Origin of the sequence: Roseateles sp., assembly GCF_965262435.1 — a bacterium.
Taxonomy (GTDB): Bacteria; Pseudomonadota; Gammaproteobacteria; order Burkholderiales; family Burkholderiaceae_C; genus Paucibacter_A.
In genome coordinates this window covers 2999097-3023031 of sequence record NZ_OZ253537.1, presented here as the reverse complement: position 1 = coordinate 3023031, position 23935 = coordinate 2999097, and the positions used below count along the sequence as shown (strand labels likewise).

Annotated in this window: 21 protein-coding genes and 1 pseudogene; 15 read left to right on the top strand and 7 right to left on the bottom strand. The window is 65.0% G+C overall.

Annotation, left to right across the window (positions count from 1 at the left end):
* Positions 1-4: 4 nt before the first annotated feature.
* The 7 genes from ACQY39_RS13015 (at position 5) to ACQY39_RS12985 (ending at position 8477) form a co-directional block, all read left to right on the top strand.
* Positions 5-199 (top strand): hypothetical protein, encoded by a 195-nt coding sequence (locus ACQY39_RS13015; RefSeq protein ID WP_428506849.1) that lies wholly within the window; start codon positions 5-7, stop codon positions 197-199.
* Between the two features lie 65 nt (positions 200-264).
* Positions 265-894, top strand: coding sequence for an arylformamidase (gene kynB / locus ACQY39_RS13010; protein WP_428506847.1), 630 nt, complete (start codon positions 265-267; stop codon positions 892-894).
* Between the two features lie 40 nt (positions 895-934).
* Positions 935-2233 (top strand): kynureninase, encoded by a 1299-nt coding sequence (gene kynU, locus ACQY39_RS13005; RefSeq protein ID WP_428506845.1) that lies wholly within the window; start codon positions 935-937, stop codon positions 2231-2233.
* On the top strand, positions 2230-3096 hold the full coding sequence (gene kynA / locus ACQY39_RS13000) for a tryptophan 2,3-dioxygenase (protein ID WP_428506843.1): 867 nt from the start codon (positions 2230-2232) through the stop codon (positions 3094-3096). The genes kynU and kynA overlap by 4 nt, the downstream gene beginning before the upstream one ends.
* A 171-nt stretch (positions 3097-3267) precedes the next feature.
* Positions 3268-4089 (top strand): ABC transporter substrate-binding protein, encoded by an 822-nt coding sequence (locus ACQY39_RS12995; RefSeq protein WP_428506841.1) that lies wholly within the window; start codon positions 3268-3270, stop codon positions 4087-4089.
* 28 nt (positions 4090-4117) lie between these two features.
* Entirely contained in the window at positions 4118-6562 is a 2445-nt protein-coding gene (locus ACQY39_RS12990) for a sensor histidine kinase (protein WP_428506839.1), read from the top strand.
* Positions 6563-6668: 106 nt separating this feature from the next.
* On the top strand, positions 6669-8477 hold the full coding sequence (locus tag ACQY39_RS12985; protein ID WP_428506837.1) for an aminopeptidase P family protein: 1809 nt from the start codon (positions 6669-6671) through the stop codon (positions 8475-8477).
* 94 nt (positions 8478-8571) lie between these two features.
* Here the strand turns inward: ACQY39_RS12985 and ACQY39_RS12980 are convergent, their stop codons facing one another.
* The 5 genes from ACQY39_RS12980 to ACQY39_RS12960 form a co-directional block, all read right to left on the bottom strand.
* Complete coding sequence (locus tag ACQY39_RS12980) at positions 8572-9477, bottom strand: LytR/AlgR family response regulator transcription factor (protein ID WP_428506835.1); 906 nt, start codon at positions 9475-9477, stop codon at positions 8572-8574.
* A complete protein-coding gene (locus tag ACQY39_RS12975; RefSeq protein WP_428506833.1) occupies positions 9474-10625 on the bottom strand; it encodes a sensor histidine kinase in 1152 nt (383 codons plus the stop codon). The genes ACQY39_RS12980 and ACQY39_RS12975 overlap by 4 nt, the downstream gene beginning before the upstream one ends.
* Positions 10626-10770: 145 nt before the next feature.
* Positions 10771-11019 (bottom strand): hypothetical protein, encoded by a 249-nt coding sequence (locus tag ACQY39_RS12970; protein WP_263519830.1) that lies wholly within the window; start codon positions 11017-11019, stop codon positions 10771-10773.
* Between the two features lie 107 nt (positions 11020-11126).
* Positions 11127-11831: a glutathione S-transferase N-terminal domain-containing protein gene (locus ACQY39_RS12965; protein ID WP_428506831.1), complete on the bottom strand. Its 705-nt coding sequence runs from the start codon at positions 11829-11831 to the stop codon at positions 11127-11129.
* A 95-nt stretch (positions 11832-11926) separates the two neighbouring features.
* Positions 11927-12814, bottom strand: coding sequence for a dienelactone hydrolase family protein (locus tag ACQY39_RS12960; protein ID WP_428506829.1), 888 nt, complete (start codon positions 12812-12814; stop codon positions 11927-11929).
* A 254-nt stretch (positions 12815-13068) separates the two neighbouring features.
* On the opposite strand from ACQY39_RS12960, the gene ACQY39_RS12955 reads away from it, so the two are divergent.
* The 6 genes and pseudogenes from ACQY39_RS12955 (at position 13069) to ACQY39_RS12930 (ending at position 19747) form a co-directional block, all read left to right on the top strand.
* Positions 13069-14649 carry an ABC transporter substrate-binding protein gene (locus tag ACQY39_RS12955; RefSeq protein WP_428506827.1) on the top strand — a complete coding sequence of 527 codons (1581 nt, stop codon included), beginning with the start codon at positions 13069-13071 and terminating at the stop codon, positions 14647-14649.
* Positions 14650-14843: 194 nt separating this feature from the next.
* A complete protein-coding gene (locus ACQY39_RS12950; protein ID WP_428506825.1) occupies positions 14844-15872 on the top strand; it encodes a sulfate ABC transporter substrate-binding protein in 1029 nt (342 codons plus the stop codon).
* Between the two features lie 24 nt (positions 15873-15896).
* The gene (gene cysT / locus ACQY39_RS12945; RefSeq protein WP_428506823.1) at positions 15897-16799 is read left to right on the top strand and encodes a sulfate ABC transporter permease subunit CysT; all 903 of its coding nucleotides are present in this window, start codon (positions 15897-15899) and stop codon (positions 16797-16799) included.
* Positions 16799-17696 (top strand): annotated as a pseudogene (gene cysW / locus ACQY39_RS12940) (sulfate ABC transporter permease subunit CysW). The gene cysT and the pseudogene cysW overlap by 1 nt, the downstream one beginning before the upstream one ends.
* Positions 17693-18790, top strand: coding sequence for a sulfate/molybdate ABC transporter ATP-binding protein (locus tag ACQY39_RS12935; protein WP_428506821.1), 1098 nt, complete (start codon positions 17693-17695; stop codon positions 18788-18790). The pseudogene cysW and the gene ACQY39_RS12935 overlap by 4 nt, the downstream one beginning before the upstream one ends.
* 3 nt (positions 18791-18793) lie before the next feature.
* Positions 18794-19747: a CysB family HTH-type transcriptional regulator gene (locus ACQY39_RS12930; protein WP_428506819.1), complete on the top strand. Its 954-nt coding sequence runs from the start codon at positions 18794-18796 to the stop codon at positions 19745-19747.
* A gap of 284 nt (positions 19748-20031) precedes the next feature.
* On the opposite strand, the gene ACQY39_RS12925 is transcribed toward ACQY39_RS12930, so the two are convergent.
* Positions 20032-20658 (bottom strand): DUF1566 domain-containing protein, encoded by a 627-nt coding sequence (locus ACQY39_RS12925; protein ID WP_428506817.1) that lies wholly within the window; start codon positions 20656-20658, stop codon positions 20032-20034.
* 250 nt (positions 20659-20908) lie between these two features.
* On the opposite strand from ACQY39_RS12925, the gene ACQY39_RS12920 reads away from it, so the two are divergent.
* Positions 20909-21169: a hypothetical protein gene (locus tag ACQY39_RS12920; protein WP_428506815.1), complete on the top strand. Its 261-nt coding sequence runs from the start codon at positions 20909-20911 to the stop codon at positions 21167-21169.
* 339 nt (positions 21170-21508) lie between these two features.
* Here ACQY39_RS12920 and ACQY39_RS12915 read toward each other — a convergent pair whose 3' ends face one another.
* Positions 21509-22615 (bottom strand): hypothetical protein, encoded by a 1107-nt coding sequence (locus ACQY39_RS12915; RefSeq protein ID WP_428506813.1) that lies wholly within the window; start codon positions 22613-22615, stop codon positions 21509-21511.
* 299 nt (positions 22616-22914) lie between these two features.
* Between ACQY39_RS12915 and ACQY39_RS12910 the strand changes: the two genes are divergently transcribed.
* Positions 22915-23514 (top strand): recombinase family protein, encoded by a 600-nt coding sequence (locus ACQY39_RS12910; RefSeq protein WP_428506811.1) that lies wholly within the window; start codon positions 22915-22917, stop codon positions 23512-23514.
* Positions 23515-23935: the final 421 nt, after the last annotated feature.

Here is a 23935-nt window from a genome sequence, read left to right as displayed (position 1 = left end):
ATCTGTGAACTTGCGACGCACTTTAGGCCTTGATAGTTTAAGCGTCAACAATTATTCTGAGCTTGCCGGATCGGGACTTACCCTGTTCAATCTGGCTTCATATTTCGCTTCAAACCCGGCGCTGGATGCGCGTGAGCAGATGTTGGAATTAACCGACACCACGCGCTTTCAGGCCTTGTTAAGGTCTCGCCCGCTGTGAGCTTGGCCCCTCCGGGCCGGCCGCAGTTTCTGAGCTGTTGATGATTCACTGAGAGCAACCCACACATGCCGCCCAAGACACTCTGGGACATCTCGCCCACGGTTTCGCCCGAGGCCCCGATCTTTCCCGGCGACGAGCCCTACCGCCTGAACTGGACGGCACGGCTCTCGCCCGACTGCCCGGTCAATCTGAGCGCGCTGACCATGTCGCCTCATGTCGGCGCCCATGCCGATGCGCCCTTGCACTACGCCAACGATGCCGCCGACGCGGCCAGCGTGGCGCTCGACGTCTACCTGGGCCCCTGCCGGGTGATCCATGCCATCGGCTGCGGGCCGCTGATTCGCATCGAACATGTGCAGCATGCGGCCGAAGGACTGCCGCCGCGCGTGCTGGTGCGTTGCTGCGAGCGCGCAGACACGGTCTGGAACCCTGATTTCAGCGCCTTCGCGCCCGAGACCGTGGCCTGGCTGGCCGCGCGCGGCGTGCGCCTGATCGGCCTGGACACACCCTCGGTGGACCCGGCCAGCAGCAAGAGCCTGGACAGCCACCAGCAGCTGCTGCGCCTGGACCTGCGCGTGCTGGAGAACCTGGTGCTGGACGAGGTGCCCGAGGGCGACTACGAGCTGATCGCCCTGCCCCTGAAGCTGGCCGGCGCCTGCGCCTCGCCGGTGCGCGCCGTGCTGCGCGCGCTCTGAACGAACCCACTGATTTCGACTTTCCCCTGGAGACACGACCATGACCACCTTGCAAGACTGCGACGTCCTCGACCAAGAGGACCCCTTGCGCGAGCTGCGCCAGCAGTTCGACCTGCCGCCCGGCGTCATCTACCTGGACGGCAATTCCCTGGGCGTGCTGCCGCGCGCCACCCTGGGCCGCGTGCAGGAGGTGATCCAGCGCGAATGGGGCCAGGACCTGATCAAGAGCTGGAACACGGCCGGCTGGATGGACCTGCCCGGCAAGATCGGCGACAAGATCGCGCGATTGGTGGGCGCCGGCCCGGGCGAGCTGGTGGTGGCCGACTCGACCTCGCTGAACCTCTACAAGGTGCTGTCCGCCGCCCTGCGCATTGCGCAAGCGGATGCCCCGGCGCGCAAAGTGATCGTCTCCGAGCGCAGCAACTTCCCGACCGACCTCTACATCGCCGAAAGCCTGGCCCGCCAGCATGGCGCGCGCCTGCATCTGGTGGACAGCGTGGACGAGATCGCCGGCACGCTGAACGCCGATCTGGCCGTGCTGATGATCACCGAGGTCAACTACCGCACGGGCTACAAGCACGATATGAAGGCCTTGACCGCCGCCGCCCACGCGGCCGGCGCCCTGGTGATCTGGGACCTGGCCCACTCGGCCGGCGCCGTGCCGGTGGACCTGAAAGGCGCGGATGCCGACTTTGCCGTCGGCTGCGGCTACAAATACCTGAACGGCGGCCCCGGCGCCCCGGCTTTTGTGTGGGCCCACCCGCGCCATGCCGACCGCTTCTGGCAGCCGCTCTCGGGCTGGCTGGGCCATGCCGCGCCTTTCCAGTTCACGCCGGACTACCAACCCGCCCCCGGCATCAAGCGATACATCTGCGGCACGCCGGCCATGCTGTCCACCGCGGCGCTGGAATGCGGGGTCGACACGGTGCTGGCGGCCGAGAGCCTGGGCGGCATGGCCGCGCTGCGCACAAAGAGCATCGCGCTGACCGAGCTCTTCATTGAGCTGGCCGAGGAACGCTGCGGCGCCCTGGGCGTGCGCCTGGCCTCGCCCCGCAAGCCTGAGCAACGCGGCAGCCAGGTCTGCCTAAGCCTGGACGCACCGCTGCAGCATGCCGGCTATGCGGTGATCCAGGCCCTGATCGCACGCGGCGTGATCGGCGACTTCCGCGCCGGCGACCCCGCCCGCCTCGCCGAAGTGCCCCACATCCTGCGCTTCGGCTTCACGCCGCTCTACATCGGCTTCGCGGACGTCTATGCCGCCGTGGAACACCTCTACCAGGTGCTCAAGACCGAAGAGTGGCAGCGCCCTGAATTCGCACGACAAGGAGCGGTGACATGAGTTGCCCGCACCGCGAAGGCCAAGGCGGCCGAACCGAACAGATCGTTAGAGACGAAGGTGCGCAGCTCGATTTCTCGAAAGACATGAGCTACGGCGACTACCTCAAGCTCGACCAGATCCTCAGCGCCCAGCATCCGCTCTCGCCCGAACACAACGAGATGCTCTTCATCGTCCAGCACCAGACCTCGGAGCTTTGGATGAAGCTGATGCTGCATGAGATGCAGGCGGCCGTGGCCTGTGTGGCGGCCGACCGCTTGCCCGAGGCCTTCAAGATGCTGGCCCGGGTGTCCAAGATCATGGAGCAGCTGGTCCATGCCTGGGATGTGCTGGCCACCATGACGCCGCCCGAGTACACGGCCATCCGCCCCTACCTGTCCAACAGCAGCGGTTTCCAGAGTGCGCAGTACCGGCGCATCGAGTTCATGCTGGGCAACAAAAACGCAGCCATGCTCAAGCCGCACGCCCACCGGCCCGATCTGCTGGCCGAGGTGGAGGCGGCTTGGCGCGCGCCTTCGCTGTACGACGAGGCGATCCGCCTGATGCAGCGCCGCGGCATCACCGTGCCGGCCGAAGCACTGGAGCGCGACTGGACCCAACCCTATGCCGCCAGCGAAGGCGTCAAGGCCGCCTGGCTGGAGGTCTACCGCCAGCCCGAACGGCACTGGGACCTGTACCAGATGGGCGAGGAACTGGTCGACCTGGAAGACGCCTTCCGGCTCTGGCGCTTCCGCCATGTCACCACGGTCGAACGGGTGATCGGCTTCAAGCGCGGCACCGGCGGCACCTCGGGCGTGTCCTACCTGCGCAAGATGCTGGACACGGTGCTGTTCCCCGAGCTCTGGGCCCTGCGCACGGAACTGTGAGGCAGAACGGGCGGCAAAGCGTGGCCAAGTCGGCTTCTCCGCCCTTTCCATGACTTTCACCCCCCGGGCTTTGCTATACAGTCGCCGAGGTCGGCAGCCCGTGGGAGCACCGGGCCCTGATCGGCCCCATCAGAAGTGCCGGGATGCATGCCGCACACTGGGGTTTTAGTCATGCGCAGTTCGACCCGTATTCCAGGCCTTGCGGCAGTCTTGGCTGGCCTGGGCTGTTTCGCATTCCTGAGCATCAAGCCAGTGCCGGCCCAGGCCGGTGAGGTCATGGCACGCGTGCAGCGCAGCCAGCTGCTGCGCGTGTGCATCTGGCCCGCCTATTACGGCGTCACCTTCCGCAGCCCGCGCACGCAGGAGCTGATCGGCATCGACATCGACCTCTCGGCCGCCCTGGCCCAAGACCTGGGCGTCAAGCTGGAGCATGTCGAATCGTCCTTCGCCAGCTTGATCGAGGACCTGCGCAGCGATCGCTGCGATGTCGCCATGTTCGCCATTGGCATGACGGCCGAGCGGCGCCAGCAGCTGAGCTTCAGCAAGCCCTATTTGCAGAGCGATGTCTATGGCATCACCACCCGGTCCAGCCGGAGCATCCGCAGCTGGGCCGACATCGACAAGCCCGGTGTCAAAGTGGCCGTGCAGGCTGGCACCTTCATGGAGCCCATCGTCAGCGCCTGGCTCAAACAGGCGCAGACCGTGGTGATCCGCCCCCCGCAGACGCGTGAACAAGAGCTCGAAGCGGGCCGGGTCGATATCTTCATGACCGACTACCCCTACAGCCGCCGCCTGCTGGACAAGGCCGACTGGGCGCGCCTGGTGTCGCCACCCACGCCTTTTTCGGTCATGCCCTATGCCTACGCCACCAAGCCCGGTGACGAGGAATGGCTGCAGCGTCTGAACGGTTTTGTCAGCGCCATCCAAGGCGACGGGCGCTTGGCCGTGGCTGCCCGCAAGCATGGGCTCAGCGACATCGTGCTGAAACGCTGAAGCCTGCAGCGCGCCCAGCTTGGCCTTCATGAGCAGCCACCGAGCACAGCAACTTCCCGCCTGGGTGAACGGCCGAGTGGCCATCTGGGGCTGCAGCTTGCTGAGCCTGGCCCTGGTCCTGCTTGGCGCGGGCTTTCTCTGGCTGGTCAACAGCCAGGAGCGACAGGCCGAAACTGAACACTGCACCTTCTACGCCCACACCCTGGAAGTCCAGAGCAACCAGGCCCTGGGCAGCTCCGAGCTGGCCTTGTTGGGCGTGGCGCGCAGCCTGGAGAGCTTGGAAACGAGCCCGGGGAACAGCCGGGCCATCGACCGCCTGCTCAGCCAGAGCCTGAACAACCTGCCTTTTGTGCGCAGCTTTTCCCTGCTCGATGAACGTGGTCGGGTGCTGGCCAGCAGCAACCCGGACAACCAAGGCCGCGTGGTGGAGCTGGCCCGGCTATTGCCCGGCGGCGGCGGCCCTGGCCTGGGTGGCTTGATCGCCGGGCGCGACCTGTATGAAGTGCAGGAGGCGGTGCCGGCCTCGGGCGCATCCCTGCTGGCCTTCAACATGCCCCTGAAGCAGAGCCAAGGGGCCCAGCATTTGATCGCGGTGCTCAACCCCGACTACTTTGCCAACCTGTTCGAGCGGCAGCTCGGGCAAAGCAAGCACCGGGTGGGCTTGTTCAATCTTCAGGGCCAGCTGATCGCTGCCAACCAGGCCCTCCATCTGGCGCCAGGTAGCCTGCTGCCCTCCCATGAGGTATTCAAGAATCTGGTGCAGAACCGGGAGTTCGGCAGCTACAGCACGGCCGATGGCCTGGACGGCGAGCCGGCTCTGGGCAGCTACCGCCTCACGCGCAACTACCCCTGGGTTCTGATCGTCGAGCGCTCGCAAAGTCTGCTGGCCCAGCATTTCGCCCAGCGAGCTCAGGTGGTTGGCCTGAGCGTGCTGGCCGGTCTGGCGCTGATGGCCCTGCTGGGCGCCATGGCCTGGCGAGCCTTGGCCGCCTACGACCTGGCACGCCAGGATCTGCAGGCTGCGCATGCCGATCTGGCGCGCAAGGAAGGCGAGCAAAGACTCTTGATCAGCAGCGTGCAGGAGTTGATGTTCCGCACCGACGCCGAGGGCCGGCTGCAGTTCATCAACCATGCCGATTTCCTGGGCAAGCAGGGCGCGAAGCTGGGCACCCAGTTCGAAGCGCTGATCGACCCGCGCGACCAGGCGCGCGCGCGCAGCCTCTTTCACGCTGGCAATGCCTTGCTGAATCTGCCGATCGCCTTGCGCCTGCAAGGCCAGCAAGGGCGCCAACGGGTGTTGGAGGTCAGCGTCACGGCGGTGCGCCAGGACAACGGCCAGATTGGCGGCTTCGTCGGCTTTGCCATCGACGTGACCGAACGCGAGGATGCGCGCCAGCGCCTGCAGGCCCAGCTCGATTTCACGGCCCGGCTGATCGACGTCTGCCCGATTCCCATCTTCGCCAAGGACCTGGGCCTGCGCTTTGTCATGGTCAACCAGGCCTGGAGCGAGATGGCCGGGGTCGACAAGGATTTGGCCTTGGGGCGCCGCCTGAGCGAGCTGCGCCCGGTCACGCTGGCCCGCCAGGCCGAGGAACAGGATGCGCGCCTGCTGCGCAGCGGTGGCAGCGAGCAGCTGGAGTTTCAGGAGGACGGGCGCGATCTGCTGACCCACCGCACCGTCTTCACCGACGCCCAGGGCCGCACCGCCGGCGTGCTGGGCAGCGCCATCGACATCAGCCGCTTTGTCGAGGCCGAACGCCAAACCCGCGAAGCACGCGATGCCGCCGAGCGCGCCAACAACGTCAAGAGCGAGTTCGTCACCCATATGAGCCACGAGCTGCGCACGCCACTGCAAAGCATCATCGGTTTCTCGGAGCTGGGGGTGGGCCGCAGCGGTGAGACGCCGCGCCTGCAGGACATGTTTGCGCGCATCCATGCCGCCAGCCAGCGCATGCTCGAGCTGGTGGACAAGCTGCTCGACCTGTCCCAGCTGGAAAGCACCGCCGGCCAGCTCAAGCTGGGCGTGCAGGACCTGAGCCCCTTGCTGATCGCCCTGGCACGCGAACTTCAAACCCAGGCCGAGCAGGCCGGCGTGCAGCTGAACCTGCAGTTGCCGCCCCATGAGCTGCGCGCCGCGGTAGAACCCGCACGCCTGCAGCAGGCCTTGCGCAATGTGCTGGACAACGCCTTGCGCTTCAGCCCCAAGGGATCGAGCGTCGAGATGAGCGCCAGCCAAGACGCCGCCGGCCTCTGCTTGAGCGTGCGCGACCACGGCCCCGGGATTGCGCCGGCCGAGCTGGACCTGGTGTTTGCACCCTTTGTGCAGGGGCGCGACCACAAGCCCAGCGTTGGCAATATCGGCCTCGGTCTGGCAATCTCGCGCCGCATCATGGCCGCGCATGGCGGCACCATCAGTGCCCACAACCATGCCCAAGGCGGCTGCTTGTTCGAACTCCGGCTGCCGCCCGCCTGAAACCGGCCGCGCTGTCTGAGGCCCCACCCGATCGGGCCGGGCCACCTACAATTCCGCCCACTTCCGGCACACACCCGCGCCGCTCGACAGCTTCGGAGACCAGACCATGGACGCCCGCACTTCCACCCTGACCCTGCGCATTGAAAAGATGCGCGATGCCCTGCAGCGCAACAATGTGCACGCCGTGTTGGTGCCATCGGCCGACCCACATCTGTCCGAGTACCTGCCCGAGCGCTGGCAGGCACGGCAGTGGCTGTCGGGCTTCACCGGCTCGGTCGGCACCTTGGTGGTGACACGCGAGCGCGCCGCCATCTTTGCCGACAGCCGCTACTGGACCCAGGCCGAGGCCGAGCTGGCCGGCACCGGCATTGAGCTGGTCAAGGTCATGAGCGGCGCTGCCACCGACTACATCGCCTGGATCGCCAGCCAGTTGCAAGCCGGCCAGACCCTGGCTGTGGACGGCCAGGTGCTGGGCCTGGCCCTGGCCCGCCTGCTGAGCACGGCCATGGCCGAGGCCCGGATCAACCTGCGCACCGACATCGACCTGATCGATGAAGTCTGGGCCGAGCGCCCGGGCCTGCCCGACAGCGCCGTCTGGGAACACGCCGCCCCGCAAGCCACCGTCAGCCGCGCCGACAAGCTGGCCGCCATCCGCGCCGCCGTGGCCACCCAAGGCTGCAGCCACCACTTCATCAGCAGCGTCGACGATGTCGCCTGGCTGCTGAACCTGCGCGGCGCCGATGTCGACTACAACCCGGTCTTCATGGCCCATGTGCTGCTGGACGCGCAAGCGGCCACCCTGTTCGTGGCCGAAGGCAAGATCGACGCCGCCCTGCAGGCCCGCCTGGCCGCCGACGGCGTGAGCCTGCGCCCCTACGCTGAAGCCGCCACCGCCCTGGCCGCCCTGCCGGCCGAGGCGCGCGTGCTGATGGACCCCAAGCGCGTCACCTTCGGCCTGCGCCAGGCCGTGCCGGCCAGCGCCAGCGTGCGCGAAGCCATCAACCCCAGCACCCTGGCCAAGAGCCGCAAGACCGCCGCCGAAGCGGCCTTTGTGCGCGAAGCCATGGAGCAGGACGGCGCCGCCATGTGCGAGTTCTACGCCTGGCTGGAAGGTGCCCTGGGCCAGCAGCGCATCACCGAGCTGACCATCGACGAAGAGCTGACGGCCGCGCGCGCCCGCCGCCCTGGCTTCAAGGGCCTGAGCTTCCCCACCATCGCCGGCTTCAATGCCAACGGCGCCATGCCGCACTACCGCGCCACGCCCGCCTCGCACAGCGTGATCGAAGGCAACGGCCTGCTGCTGATCGACTCGGGCGGCCAGTACCTGGGCGGCACCACCGACATCACCCGCGTCTGGGGCATCGGCGAGGTCAGCGCCGCGCAAAAGCGCGACTACACCTTGGTGCTCAAGGGCACGATCAACCTCTCGCGCGCCTGCTTCCCGCGCGGCACGCTCAGCCCCATGCTGGACGCGCTGGCACGCAGCCCGCTGTGGGAACACGGCCTGGACTACAGCCACGGCACTGGCCACGGCGTCGGCTACTTCATGAACGTCCATGAGGGCCCGCAAAGCATCTCCAAGGCCGTGCCCGACGCGACCATGGCCATGGAGCACGGCATGATCACCTCGATCGAACCGGGCCTCTACCGCCCGGGCCAATGGGGCGTGCGCATCGAGAACCTGGTGCTCAACACCGGTCTGGACACGCCTGAGCGCGGTAAGTTCGGCGAGATGCTGCGCTTCGAGACCCTGACCCTGTGCCCGATCGAAACCCGCTGCATCGACCTGAGCCTGATGCGCGCGGACGAGATCGCCTGGCTGAACCAGTACCACGCCGAAGTTCGCCGCCGCCTGGCGCCGCTGCTCAGCGGCGCGGGCCTGGCCTGGCTGATGGCGCGCACGGAAGCGATCTGATCGCACCCGCAGTGCACCTCTCAGCAAAGCGGCTTCGGCCGCTTTTTCCATGCCCAAAATGCCGCGGCAAGCACGGCGGCGATGTCGCGAACGGCTACATCTGCCGGAACAGGTGCAGGTAGCTGCGGCTGACCGGCAGCACCTCGGGCCGCTCCTTCAGGTGCACATCGGCGGTCTCGTTGGGCCCGCGGGTGACATGGCTGATGGCATGCAGATTGACCACCACCGAGCGGTGGACCTGGGCAAAACGTTGCGGGTCGATCTGTTCCATCAGCTCCCGGATCGGCGTGCGGATCAAGGCCTCACCTTCGGGCCAGACCACCAGGGTGTACTTCTCGTCCGAGCGCAAATAGATGATCTCGTCGACCGGGATCAGCTTCAAACTGGCGCCGACCGAAGCGCGTATCCATTGCAAAAACGGCCCGGCCGGCGAGGTGGTCGGCGAGGTGCTTGCCACCGCGTCTGAGGGCATGGCCGCGCTCGCCGTCGGCGCGCGGTGGAGCCGCTCCAGCAGCTGGGCGAGCACAGCATCCAGCGCCGCCGCGGACTGCTCCGCTGCCTGCGGCTGTTGCAGCTGCTGCGGCTGCGGCTGTTTTTCGGCGAAACGCTGCTTGAGCCGGGCCACGGTGTCGGCCAGGCGAGCCTCTTCGACCGGCTTGACCAGATAGTCCAAAGCCCCTTGCTCGAAAGCCTGGACAGCGTACTGCTCATAGGCGGTGACGAACACGATGTGGGCGCGCCGAGCCAGCTGGCGCGCTGCTTCCACGCCATTGATGCCCGGCATATGGACATCGAGAAAGACAATGTCGGGCCGCAGCTGCTCGAATTTCTCGACCGCCTCGCGGCCATTGCGTGCCTGGCCCAGCACCTGCAGCTCAGGCCAGGCCTGCGCCAGCGCGCGCACCAGGCTGTCGCGCAGCAGCGGCTCGTCGTCGGCGACCAAGGCCGTGGGTGCAGCCTTCACGGCATCATGAGTATTCGAAAGTAGGCTGTGAGTCATGGCTGGAACTCGATCTCGGCACGGAAGCCGTGCGGCGAATTTTCACTCAGGGTCAGCTGGGCGCCGGCCGGGTAGAAGACCTTGAGGCGCTCGCGCAGATTGCGCAAACCGGTACCGCTGCCGCCACCCTGCTGCAGACCGATGCCGCTGTCGCTGACCCAGAGGCGCACCGCCCCCGAATCTCCCTCGCGCGCAGCGCCGAGTTCGATGTGGCCCCCCTCTTCGCTGGGGTCAATGCCATGGCGCACCGCGTTCTCTACCAAGGTCAGCAAGGCCATGGGCGGGAAGCGCAAGGCCTCCATGGTCTGAGGGAGCTGGATCTCGAAACTGAGCCGGTCGGGCATGCGCAGATGCATCAGCTCGAGATAGGCGCGCACGAGGGTCAGCTCGTCGCCCAGCGTGGCCGCTTCGTTCTGCAGGCGCGGCATGGCAGCGCGCAGGTAAGCGATCAGGCTGCGCAGCACCGGCGCCGCCTGCGGGCTGCCGGTCTCGACCAAGGCACGCACATTGGCCAGGGTGTTGAACAGGAAATGCGGCTCCACCTGGGCCTGCAGCAGACGCAGGCGCACATCGAGGGCCTGACGCTCGAGTTCGCTGCGCTCCAGCTCAAAACGCAAGGCCTGGCTACGTGCCTCGGCGTCGCGCTGCCGGTAGAGCGCCCCCATGGCGAGCAAAGGTGCCACCAGCAAGCCGGAGCCAGCGATCCAGAGGAAGCCAAAGATGCGGTTCTCGCTGTTCAGCAAGCGCTGCAGATCACCACCGACCGCCACCAGATACACCACCAAGGTGGCGGTGGGCACCATCAGCACCACGGCCAGCACCTGCATCAGCCAACGCCCCAACCACTTGGGCAAGCGGCGGGGCCAATGGCCCGCTGCAGCAAAAGCCAACAGGCCCAGCAGACCCACGAAAAGCGTGCGGCCCAGCAGCACCGGGAAGCTGGTGGCGAAGATCGGCGACAAGAGCAAGGCCGCAAAGCCGGCCAGACCCAAGGTCGACAAGACCCGGCTGGGGTTCAGATAGGCCAGAAAGGCCTGCCAGGCTTCGCCCTGGCTGAGCACGGCCGACTCGGCCGGAGGGTGCAGGCCAGCGATCGGGCTGGCGGTGCCAGTCGGCGAGCGGCTCAGCGGAGAGGGAACTTTCAACATCTGGCCAGCGTAGCCGCACCGCGCCCGGCGACCAAGGCTTTGCCAGCGTCGAGGCGACGAACAGCGGTTTATCGACCTTGGGCGACTGCCGCCCGCCCCAGGGAACGGCGCTTTTCAGCCACAGGCCACAGCGCCGGCCCGCGCCTCAGGCCAGGGCGCCGACCCGGCACATCACAAAGTCGCGGCCGGCATTGATGGCAAAGCGCAGGGCCTCGGCCGGCGAAGACCAGCCAAAACCTCCCGCCAGGCTCTCATCCCGAAAGGCCTCCTGCCGCGCCTGCTGGCCGCGCACCCGCACCACCACCACGGCGGCCACATAGCCATAGCTGTTCAGGCGGTTCATGGCCCCGGCGTAGATGCGGTAGTCACCGGTGTCGACTTCTTCGAAATGCATGATGAGCTCCTGTGCGCCGCGGAACATCCCGCTTGCGGTGCACTGTGCGCGCCGGCGCTCCATTTCGCTCTAGCTCCAAAGAGGGCCCCCTTTGGAGGGGCTGGCGCTCAAGGCGTGGCTGGCTGCTGCAAGCCGCGCTGCACGGCCGGGCGGGCCAGAAAGCTGCGCAGCACCCGGTCGACCTCGGGAAAATCCGCAAAGCCGACCAGCTCGCCGGCGCCGTAGAAGTTCAGCAGATTGCTGACCCAGGGCAGCACCGCAATGTCAGCCACCGTGTAGTCATCGCCCATCAGCCAGCTGCGCCCCGCGAGGCGCTGATTCAGGACAGCCAGCAAGCGGCGCGACTCTGCCACATAGCGATCGCGCGGGCGCTTGTCTTCATAGTCCTTGCCGGCGAATTTGTGAAAGAAACCGAGCTGGCCAAACATGGGGCCGACGCCGCCCATCTGGAACATCAGCCACTGCAAAGTCTCATAACGGCGCGCCGCATCGGTGGGCAAAAGCTGCCCGGTCTTCTCGGCCAGATAGACCAGGATGGCGCCAGATTCCCACAGCGCCAGCGGCGCGCCACCCGGCCCCTGCGGGTCCAGGATGGCGGGGATCTTGTTGTTCGGGTTCAGGGACAGGAACTCGGGCGACAACTGGTCCTGGCTGTCGAAGCTGACGCGGTGCGCCTCGTAGGGCAGACCGAGCTCCTCCAGCGCGATGGAAACCTTGACGCCATTGGGCGTGGGCAGCGAGTAGAGCTGCAGGCGCTCAGGGTGGCGGGCCGGCCATTTGCGGGTGATGGCGAAGGAGCTCAGATCAGACATGGGCAAGCAAGGAATGGAGTTGAAATGAAACGCAGCGGCAGATCATCGCCGCCTGCCCATGACCTTGCCCTGACAAGCTCATCGATGCATCAACATCAAGCCAGCTTGGCCTTGAAAAAGTCCACCGTGCGCTGCCAGGCCAGCTTGGCCGCCTCGGCGTCGAAGCGCGGCGTGGTGTCGTTGTTGAAGCCATGCTGGGTGCCGGCATAGATGTAGGCCTCAAACGGCACACCGGCCGCCTTGAGCGCGGCTTCGTACTTGGGCCAGCCGGCGTTGATGCGCTCATCCTGGGCGGCGTAATGGATCTGCAGGGGCGCCTTGATCTTGGCCACTTCCTCGGCCGGCGGCTGGCCGCCATAGAAAGGCACGGCAGCGGCCAGATCGGGGAGCTGCGTGGCCAGGTAATTGGCGATGCCGCCGCCGAAGCAGAAACCGACGACGCCCACACGGCCATTGCCCTCAGGCAAGGCCTGTAGCGCGCGGGCCGCGGCCACGAAATCGGCCCGGGTCTTGCCGGCATCGAGCTTGCCGAAGAGCTCGCGCGCCTTGTCTTCATCGCCGGGATAGCCGCCCAGATTGAACAGGGCATCGGGTGCAAACGCCAGAAAGCCGTCCAGGGCCAGGCGGCGCGTGATGTCCTCGATGTGCGGGTTCAGGCCGCGGTTCTCATGCACGACCAACACCGACGGCAGGCGGCCCTTCGCGCCAGCGGGCCGGGCCAGATAGCCACGCACCCGGCCATTGCCTTGCGGCGAATCGATCTCCAGCCAGCGGCTGCTGATGCGCGCATCGTCGGGCTTGACCTGCTGTGCGACAGCAAAGCGCGGCGACAAAGCGGCCAGGGTGGCCGTGGCCGCAGCCGCGCTGCCCAAGGCGCGCTGGGCCTGGTCCAGAAAACCACGGCGGCTGAGGCCACCGTGCACATAGTGATCGAAGAGCTGGAGGATCTCGGGCGAGAAATCCTGGGCGGTCAAACGTGTCATGGGTCGCGGCTCCGTGGGTGCATTGAGGGGCGCTGGGCCGGTCTTGAGACCGGAGCGGTCAGCTCGGGCCATCAACCCGGCATTCAAACCGCTTGGCAGTCTCCTTGTCTACGAAGCTTTTCGCAAGACGATCTTCGCAATGGCAATGGCAAAGCTGCGACCATTGGCCACTCGGGGCACGCCGAAGGAGCGGTTTGCGTACACTGCCGCCCCTCCCCCATGCCCACCTGCTTTTGTTCCCCGGAGTCCCCTTCATGAAATCGCCCTTGCTGGCCTGTCTCTTGAGTGCCGCCCTGGGCTTGCTGGCCCCCGCCCAGGCCCAAACCCTGCGCTGGGCCAGCGCCGGCGACCCGCTGACCCTGGACCCCTACGCCCAGAACGAAACCCTGACCAACACCGTCAACGGCCAGATCTATGAGTTCCTGGTCACACGCGACCCGCAGCAGAACCTGGTGCCGCAGCTGGCCACGGAATGGAAGCAGATGGGGCCGCAGAGCTGGCGTTTGAAGTTGCGCCCGGGCGTGAAGTTCCACGACGGCCGGCCCTTCACGGCCGACGATGTGGTCTTCTCCATCCAGCGCGCCCAGCAGCCGAGCTCGCAGATCGCCATGTACGCCAACGCCGTCGGCGAGCCGCGTAAGGTGGACGAGCTGACCGTGGAGTTCAAGCTGCCCCAGGTGAACCCGGTCTTTCTGCAGCACCTGGCCACGATTTACATCATGAGCCGTGGCTGGGCCGAGGCCCACAAGGCCACGCGCACCCAGGATTTCTCGTCCAAAGAAGAGTCCTACGCCGCCTTCAACGCCAACGGCACGGGGCCTTTCATGCTGGTCAGCCGCGCGCCCGACAGCAAGACGGTGTTCAAGCGCAACCCCAGGTACTGGGGCCAGATCGAGGGCAATGTGCAGGAGGTGATCTACACCCCGATCAAGAGCGACGCCACCCGCACCGCCGCCCTGGTCTCGGGCGAGGTCGATTTCGTGCTCGACCCCTCGCCGCGTGATCTGGAAAACCTGTCGCGCACGCCCGGCGTCAAGATCATCAACGGCCCCGAGAACCGCATCATCTTCATCGGCCTGGACCAGGGCCGCGACGAGCTGCTCTACAGCAATGTCAAAGGCAAGAACCCATTCAAAGATGTACGTGTGCGGCGTGCGCTCTACCAGGCCATCGACATCGATCTGATCAAAACCAAGCTGATGAACGGCCAGTCGGCCCCGACCGGCGCCCTGGTGCCCTCGCCCCTGGGCAGCTTCAAGGACCCGGCGCTGGAGGCCCGCCTGCCCTACGACCTGGCGGCCGCCAAGAAGCTGCTGGCCGAGGCCGGCTATGCCAATGGCTTCGAGTTCACGCTCGACTGCCCCAACAACCGCTATGTCAACGACGAGCGCATCTGCATGACCCTGGCCTCGCAATGGGCCAAGCTCGGCATCAAGACCCGTGTGAACGCCCAACCCAAGGGCCTGATCTTCAGCAAGCTGGAGCAGCTGGACACCTCGGCCTATCTCTTCGGCTGGGGTGGCTCCATCACCGACCCCGAGAGCATCTTCACCTCACATTTCCGCAACCGTGGCGAGAAAGGTGTGGGCGAGTACAACCGCGGCAATTTCAAGGACGATGAGCTCGATGCCATCGTCGCCGCCTCCAGCAAGGAGCCCGATGAGGCCAAGCGCCAGCTGCTGATCAAACAGGCCTTCCGCCGCCAGGCCGAGCAGGTGCACTACATCCCCCTGCACCGCCAGTTCATCCCCTGGGCCGCACGCGCGAATGTCCAAGTCGTGCACCGGCCGGACAACTGGCTGGAATGGCGCTGGGTCACCGTGGGCTCCAAGTGAATCAGAGGAGCTTCACGCCCTCGGGCGGCCGACAGCAGCGCCCGAACTCCTGCAGCGGCGGCCGGCTTTCAATTCGGCTCGTTATTCGATTGGCAGATAAACAAATTAAAAAACTGTTGTTCCATGAATAAAGAGCGGCAGGCACAGTGCGGGTCCGACCTCATATCCGGGCATGCCCTGCCCCGCCGCACATCATGGACAAGACCTCCCGCCGCACCGTTGCCCTGGCCGCCACCGCCCTGCTGGCCTGGAGCCTGATGCCCGCCGCTGCGCAAGCCCAAGGCGCAGCCGATGCCTTGCTGAACGTGTCCTACGACGTGAGCCGCGAGCTCTACAAAGAGATCAACCCGGCCTTCATCAAGCAGTACCAGGCCAAGACCGGCAAGACGCTGGCGATCAACCAATCGCACGGCGGCTCCAGCAAGCAGATCGGTGCCGTCATCGGCGGCCTGGAAGCCGATGTAGTGACCATGAATCAGGCCACCGACGTCGATGTGCTGGCCGAAAAAGGATTCACCCCGGCCGATTGGCGCAGCCGCTTTCCCAACGGCGCCGCCCCCTACAGCTCCACCATCCTGTTCCTGGTTCGCAAAGGCAACCCCAAGGGCATCAAGGACTGGAACGACCTGACCCGTGCCGGTGTGCAGGTCATCATCCCCAACCCCAAGGTCACCGGCAACGGCCGCTACAGCTACCTGGCGGCCTGGGGCAGCGTGCTGGCCAAGGGCGGCTCTGAAGCGCAGGCCAAGGATCTGGTGAGCAAGATCTTCGCCAATGTGCCGGTGCTGGACGGCGGTGGCCGCGGTGCCACCACCACCTTCACCCAGCGCGGCATCGGCGATGTGCTGCTGACCTTCGAGTCGGAAGCCGAGCTGATCGAAAACGAATTCGGCAAGGGCCTGTTCGAGGTGGTCAACCCCAGCGTTTCCATTGAAGCCGACGCGCCCGTGGCCATCAACGACAAGGTCGCCGCCAAGAAGGGCACAGCCGCCGCAGCCAAGGCCTACCTGGACTTCCTTTACACGCCCGAGGCCCAGTCCATCATGGCCCGCCACAACTTCCGCCCGCGTGATGCGGCCGTGTTCAAGCGCGAAGAAAAGCGCTTCGCACCGATCAAGCTGTTCAGCGTCGACCAATTGCTGGGAGGCTGGGCCAAGGTTAGCAAGACCCACTTTGCCGACGGTGGCCAGTACGACCAGATCGTCGCCGCCATCAAGCGCTGAACCTCAGGGCTGGAATCGCTTCTCATGAGTTCTCACGCAATCGCCGGCGGCGCCGGTCCGGCCGGGCTGCCTTCGCTGGACCCGGGCCAGCGCCGGGCCAAGCGCCGCGTGCTGCCCGGCTTCGGCTTGACCCTGGGCTTCACGCTCTTCTACCTCGGCCTGATCATCCTGATCCCGCTCTCGGCGGTGTTCATCAAGTCGGCAGGCCATGGCGCCGAGGCCTTCTGGGCAGCAGCCAGTGCGCCGCGGGTGGTGGCTTCCTACAAGCTCAGCTTCGGCCTGTCGCTGCTCGCAGCCGCCATCAATCTGGTCTTCGGCCTGATCCTGGCCTGGAGCCTGGTGCGCTATGAGTTCCCGGGCAAGAAGCTGGTGGACGCGCTGATCGACCTGCCCTTCGCCTTACCCACGGCCGTGGCCGGCATCGCGCTGACCGCGCTGTACGCCGGCAATGGCTGGCTCGGCTCGCTGCTGGCGCCTTACGGCATCAAGGTGGCCTTCACGCCGCTGGGCATTCTGGTGGCCCTGATCTTCATCGGCCTGCCCTTCATCGTGCGCACGGTGCAGCCGGTGCTGGAGGACATGGAGACCGAGCTCGAAGAAGCCGCCGCCTCGCTGGGCGCGCACCGCTGGCAGACCTTCCGCCTGGTCGTGCTGCCGACGCTGACGCCGGCCCTGCTGACCGGCTTTGCCCTGGCCTTCGCGCGCGCCGTGGGCGAATACGGCTCGGTGATCTTCATCGCCGGCAATCTGCCCATGGTCAGCGAAATCACGCCGCTGATGATCATCTCCAAGCTGGAGCAATACGACTATGTCGGCGCCACGGCAATTGCCGCGGTGATGCTGATGTTCAGCTTCGTGCTGCTGCTGGCCATCAACGGCCTGCAAGCCTGGAGCTCGCGCCGCAACGGACAGGAAGGACGCAAATAATGGCCGGCATCGTTTCCGCCTTGGGCGTGCCGCAAAAGAGCAGCGGCGGCCGCTACCAGAGCAACCCCGCCACCCGCGAAGCGCCCTGGGTACGTTGGACCCTGCTCACCCTGGGACTGAGCTTCTTTTTCCTCTTCCTGCTGCTTGCCCCTGGTGGCTGTTTTCCACGAGGCCTTGCGCAGAGGCTGGGATGTCTACATCGCCGCCTTGGTCGAAGCCGATGCGGTCTCGGCCATCAAGCTGACCCTGATCGCGGCCTTCATCTCGGTGCCCTTGAATTTGGTCTTTGGCGTCAGCGCCGCCTGGGCCGTGGCCAAGCATGACTTCCGCGGCAAGCAGCTCCTGATCACCTTCATCGACCTGCCCTTCTCGGTTTCGCCGGTGGTGGCAGGCCTGGTCTATGTGCTGCTGTTCGGCGCGCAAGGCTGGTTCGGGCCCTGGCTGCAGGCGAACGATGTGAAGATCATCTTCGCCGTGCCCGGCATCGTGCTGGCCACCATCTTCGTGACCTTCCCCTTCGTGGCGCGCGAGCTGATCCCGCTGATGCAGGCGCAGGGCCGCGACGAGGAAGAAGCCGCCACAGTGCTCGGCGCCAGCGGCTGGCAGACCTTCTGGCGCGTCACCCTGCCCAATGTGAAGTGGGGCCTGCTCTACGGCGTGATTCTTTGCAATGCGCGCGCAATGGGCGAGTTCGGCGCCGTCTCGGTGGTGTCCGGCCATATCCGCGGCTACACCAACACCCTGCCTCTGCACGTGGAAATTCTCTACAACGAGTACCAGTTCGCGGCCGCCTTTGCCGTCGCCTCACTGCTGGCCCTGCTGGCCCTGGTGACCCTGGTTCTCAAGCAATTCGTCGAGTGGCGCGCCCACCGATCCCTGAAGGAAGCATCGACATGAGCATCCAAGTCCGCAACATCCACAAGTCCTTCGGCGCCTTCACCGCGCTGGGCGACGTCAGCCTCGATTTCCCCACCGGCGAGCTGGTGGCCCTGCTGGGCCCCTCGGGCTGCGGCAAGACCACGCTCTTGCGCATCATTGCCGGCCTGGAGACGGCCGACCGGGGTCAGGTCTTGCTGGACGGCGAAGACGCCTCCGACACCCATGTGCGCGAGCGCCAGGTCGGCTTTGTGTTCCAGCACTACGCCCTGTTCCGACATATGACGGTGTTCGAGAACGTGGCCTTCGGTCTGCGCGTCAAGCCGCGCAAGGAGCGGCCCAGCGAGGCGGTGATCAAGAAGAAGGTCCACGAGCTGCTGAGCCTGGTTCAGCTGGACTGGCTGGCCGACCGATTCCCGCCCCAGCTCAGCGGCGGCCAGCGCCAGCGCATCGCCCTGGCCCGCGCCCTGGCGGTGGAGCCACGCGTGCTGCTGCTGGACGAGCCCTTCGGCGCGCTCGACGCCAAGGTGCGCAAGGAACTGCGCCGCTGGCTGCGCCGCCTGCACGACGAACTGCACATCACCAGCGTCTTCGTCACCCACGACCAGGAAGAAGCCCTGGAAGTGGCCGACCGGGTGGTGCTGATGGACCACGGCCGGGTCGAGCAAATCGGCACGCCGCAAGAGGTCTACGAGAAGCCGGCGACGCCCTTCGTCTATGGCTTCCTCGGCGCGGTCAACCGCTTCGAGGGCCATGCCGAAAACGGCGTGGTCCACATCGGCGAACACCAGCTGCAACACGGCGCCACCTTCAACACCACCGGTCCGGTGCAGGCCTATGCCCGCCCGCATGAGCTGCAGATCCTGACTGCGGCGGATGCGCAAGGCCTGTCGGCCACGGTGGAGCGCGTGCTGAGCTTTGGCGCCAGCGCTCGCGTCGAGCTGCTCGGCCCCAAGGGCCAGCACCTGGAGGCCGAGCTGAGCCGTGAACGCGCCGAGGCCCTGAGCCTGTACAGCGGCCAGCGCGTGCATCTGGCGGCCAGCCGCTTGAGCTTGTTTGAAGCGGGCCAGAACTCCGAAACCCCGCGCGCGGCCAGCACCACCCGGGCTGCCTGAGGCATGAACTTCCAGCAACTGCGCTCCATCCGCGAGGCCCAGCGCCGCGGCTTCAACCTGACCGAGGTCGCCCATGCCCTGCACACCTCGCAGCCGGGCGTGAGCCGGCAGATCCGCGAGTTGGAGGACGAGCTGGGCATCGAGATCTTCATGCGCGCGGGCAAGCGCCTGACCGGCCTGACCGAACCGGGCCGCCATGTGCTGCCCATCATCGAACGCATGCTGCACGAGGCCGACAACCTTCGCCGCGCCGGTGATGACTTTGCCCGCACCGGAGTGGGCACCTTGCGCATAGCCGCCACCCACAGCCAGGCGCGCTATGCCCTGCCGCCGGTGGTGCGCGACTTCCGCGCCGCCCATCCCGATGTCGCCCTGCATCTGCACCAGGGCTCACCTCAGCAGGTGGCACGCCTGCTGTTGGACGGCGAGGCCGACATCGGCATCGCCACCGAGGCCCTGGCCCAATATGACGAGCTGATCGCCCTGCCCTGCTACCGCTGGACCCACTCGGTGGTCGTTCCGCCCGACCATGCGCTGGCGAAAGAAGCGGCCGAGGGTCAGGTCTTGACCCTGGAGCGCCTGTCCAAGTTCCCCATCATCACCTACGAGCTCGGCTACACCGGCCGGTCCCACATCGACGACGCGTTCCGCGCCGCTGGCTTGGACCTCAATGTCGTGCTGGCCGCCATGGACGCCGACGTGATCAAGACCTATGTGGAGCTGGGCCTGGGTGTGGGCATCGTCGCTTCGATCGCTTACGACGACGAGCGCGACCTGCATCTCTCGGCCATCGACGCGCGTCATCTGTTTGCCGACAACATGACTCGTCTGGCGGTGCGCCGTGGCGCCTATCTGCGGGACTATGTCTACGCTTTCATGTCCACCTTCGCCGCACCCTTGACGCGCGAGGCCGTGGAAGCAGCCGCACAGGAATCAGCATCCCCGGCCAGCCTCTGAGCGGCACAGAACGAAGCCTGTAACTTTCGTTCAATCGTGCAAAAAACGGCAATAGAAAGCCGGAATCCTTCGAAGCCAGGACCACGAATTGGTCCTATAGTGGCATTCATCGTGACTGAAGGCCGCTCGCTGCTGAAAAGCAAGCCACACCGCGCTTCAGTTCCACTTTGTCTCCTCGATCGGATGCCCGATCGATTGGTTTGCCGCCTCCGGGCGACTGAACCGGCCCCTGCAGGCTTGTGAGTCTGCCGGGGCATTTTTTTGCCCGCACCGCGTACTGGAGCTCAGGGCAGAACTCGCAGCAGGCGCACCGGCAAGCGGCTGCGTTTGGGCACTTCGCCCCGGGCTTCGCCGTTGTCCAGATCGACCGCCCAGCCATGCAGAAAAGCGATGCTGTTGGCGTTGTCTGGCCGCCTGCCCTGGGCGATATTGCCGTAGTTGTAAGGGTTGACCGCTGCGGTATCGACCTGTGAGGTGACCGACCAGTGCAGCCCTGCCGGCGCTGCAGGAAAGAAGCGCGGGTCCAGGCCCGCAGGTGCGCCATCCTTGCCGCCGGCAGTCCGGTGCGCGGCCTGAGCCAGACGTCGCATCTCGGGCACGCGCGGCAAGCGCCACACACCGTCCGAGCCGGCAGATTTGTCGGCTGCCAGGGCTGCATTGCGCGCCCGCACCAAGGAGATGGCTTCGTCGCGCGTCATCAACATCGGCGTGCCGCGACAGGTCTTGCCATCCCACTGCATGCCCTCGACGCAGCGCGGCCAGCGCAGCAGGCCCTCGCCTTCCAGCACCCAAGCGCCGTCAGCCGAAATCTGCAGTGAACTCGTACTGGCCAGAGCATTGTTCGCGAAGCCAGCGAGGCCGAACAGAATGGCCAGCAAAAGACGCCTTGCCAACGAATTGCGTGGCCACATGAAAGACTCCTTTGCGTTCATCACAGCGCAAGCATCGACGGCGCTGACCCATGGACTCATTGTGAGGGCGGCCTCAGGAGATTTTGGTCATCTTCACGCCGGGCGTCACAGATGCGCGGGCACGCCGGACAATCAGAGCTGGGAGCATCGGTCAAGCCAGCTCACCTCCCCCATCGGAGGGCACCCTTTGCGGGGGTGTGAAGCAGGCCACCTTCGGAGGACAGTTGCATCCATCGACAGGAGAGCCCACATGCAGTTCCAGAACCGTTCCAGCAGCCACGCCTCGTTTCTCAGTTCGGTCCTGCCGCAGGTCCACGCTGCCGCCACGCCGCAACACGCCGTGCGCCGCCGCATCAAGGCCCGCAGCATGCGCGAATCCCAGCACGGCAACATCGCCCCAATGGCACCCGCCCTGCCTACGGCCACTCCGCAAACGCTAGAGCTCGAAGACTGCGACTGGGAAACCTGGCTCGATGCCGGCGGCGACCTGCTGATGGGTGTGCCGGACTGAATCGACGGCGCCCCTCTGCCGCTACTCCAGCGCCGATCATGAATCGGCACGCACCAAACAAAAAACGGGCCACTTGGGCCCGTTTTCGCTGCGCCTGCTGAGGCAGGCTTTTTGGAGGAGAGGGGGGGATTCCCGCGATCTTTCCGAAAGTCCTTATGAATCAAGTGCTTGATTGCGTCGTGCAAGTGTCAAGGTACACAGTCGGGCCACACCACTGTTGCCATTGTGCCATGCAGGCCGCTCGATGGAATGCCAAAAAATCAGTGGCGCATGGCGGTGCGTCATTTTGCCTCGGCCTGCTAGACGGCGCGGCATTCTGAGCGGCCCCCAATTGAAGGGTTAGGACTCGTTTTCATCTACGGTAGGAGCATCTGGCATTTTCGGCACCGAACTCCTTGTTCCCTGGTCACGGCTAGACAGCATTTCAGCCAGCCGATCTAAATCCTCCTCAGACAGACCTGCGAGTGTAGGTCGCCCGTTGTGGGCTAAAGAATTGTCATGGTCTCCAAGGCTCTGAGATTGGTGTGAAGGTGGTTTGGCCGATGGGGCTGACGCAGGTCCAGTTAGCAACTTTGGCTCGGGTGCCATGAGCGCACGTGGGCTATAGGTCGCGTGAGAGGCCAAGTCTTCTGTTACGACTCCCGTTGCAACGAACTTCTTCGTGCCATCAATCAGCTCATTTCTGATGATCTGGGCTTCTTCTCGGCCCAGGCGTCCCGATTGCTCAAGCGTATTAACTTGCTCGAGGATAGGGAGTGCTGCAGCGATGAGTTCGAGCCGCTTGCCAATCTTCTGCTCTCTGTGGAACACAACTAGACCCCAGATTGAGACAACTAGTTCACGAAACTGCTTCATCAGTTCCGCAGCACCAAATAGGTCGAACGACTTATCACTGCCGGAATCAATCGCGCCAATCGCCAGCGGGGTACTGTAGTCACTGTTGATTCGTTGCAGGGCTGAATACATCTCTTGACAGGCAGAAAGACCATCGATCACCCGCTGGACCGTTGAGAATTGGCCAGCGTCTTCGACGAGCGAGATTCGAACCGAGACGACGTTCGCCTCACCGGGATGCTCGGAGTCAGTCAAACTGGAGAAACTTGACGGCACAGAGTCTTGATGAAGAAGGGCCAATAGCCGTGGTAACTCAGATTGCATCGTCGTAATGCTTCGAACCAGTCTCATCTTCCCTGGTGAGGCATCGGTAATCAACGCTAGCCAGTTTTGGGTATCTTCAAGAAGCTCCATATTGAAAGTGTCCGCGACTGTCCGTGCGACTGGAGAAAAGGACTGAGCGGCTATGGAGTAGTCACGAAATGCCTTCAGGGCTGCACCTAAGTCGCGTGTTTTATCAGTGCGTTCAATTTTTAATGCTTCCATAATCGATGACTTCTTGATTGCACCAAGAACTTCATTGACGCCCGCGGCTAGGTCTTTTCTGAGCACGATTTCTCCTCACTTGCAGCGAAAAGTCTCAAATGTAGTCGGCCACGAAGGCATTAGCCTCTCCCTCCAAAGAGTGGAGATCGGAATTGACAGGCCATACGACCAGCGTCAGGCATTCATTGTGGGCAATGCGAGTCAATGCCATCTCGTTAAGACAATTGGCCAATCGGCAGGGTTCAGTAGTTGTTCCTTTTGACACCAGCCAGAACTACATGACTTAGTGGGCTCAGAAGTTACTTGCGTGCACTTGTGGTCTTGGGTCAAAATGATTGCATATCTTTTGACACCGATAGAACCTCATGCCCCGCATCGCTTACTACCGAGTCTCAACCCGTGACCAGACGATCGAATCCCAACGAACTGCCATCAGTGGCGGTCAGGAGTTCGACAAGGAATTCAAGGACGAAGGGGTCAGTGGTGCGGTCCTAGCTGCTGCTCGTCCTGGCTTCAAGGACTTGCTGGCCTACGTTCGGGAGGGCGACACCTTGTACGTATACGCGGTTGACCGGTTAGGCCGCGATGCCCTGGATGTCCAAGGAACTGTCCGAGGTCTCATTGATCGGGGGGTCTCCGTCCATGTCCACGGGCTCGGTCTGATTGCTAAGGGTGTCGGGGAGTTGATCCTTGCCGTACTGGCCCAGGTCGCTAGCATGGAGCGGGCCAGGATTTCAGAGCGCACTGCGGCAGGCAGAGCGACAGCGAAGGCGGCTTTGGAAGCAACCGGCAAAACCCATAGGGGTAAGGCCAGCATGGGGCGTCCATTTGAGGCTGACCCTAGCGAGGTGGCCGAGTGGAGGAACTCAAACAGCGCCAGCATGAGCCAGACGGCGGCTCAGTTCGGACTGTCCCTCTCGACCGTCAAGCGGTACTGCGCAGCCCAAGATCATCGGGAAGCCTGACAGCTCAGGGGGGGGAAAGAGGCCCTCAGGACACTCGACGTTAGCCTCAGAGCCAGCAAAGCCCTCAGGAAGCGTTTGAGTCGCTTCGGCAGGCCCTGGTATGCCGGGACTCTTTCGATGGTCCCAGCGGTTGCTCTGGCCCTGCTGGTGGTGTGGTCGCCTGATGGCTCATCGGCGCTGGCCGAAGCCGTCAATTCTTGCGGTTCGTTTGAGCTGGCGGGGACTCAAGCGACCAAGCGGTCAGGGTCGCGTGACCCCCGGTATGGGGGGAACCGTGTGATCCTGCGGGGGCAGGGGGATGGCTGGAAATTTTTTGGGAATTTTTGGTATCGCGGGGCGTACAGCGCGATGGGTCTGCGGAGCCCGCAAAGGCCTCAGGAAGCGTTTGAGGCGCTTGACCTAGCCCGAGGTGTACCGGGGT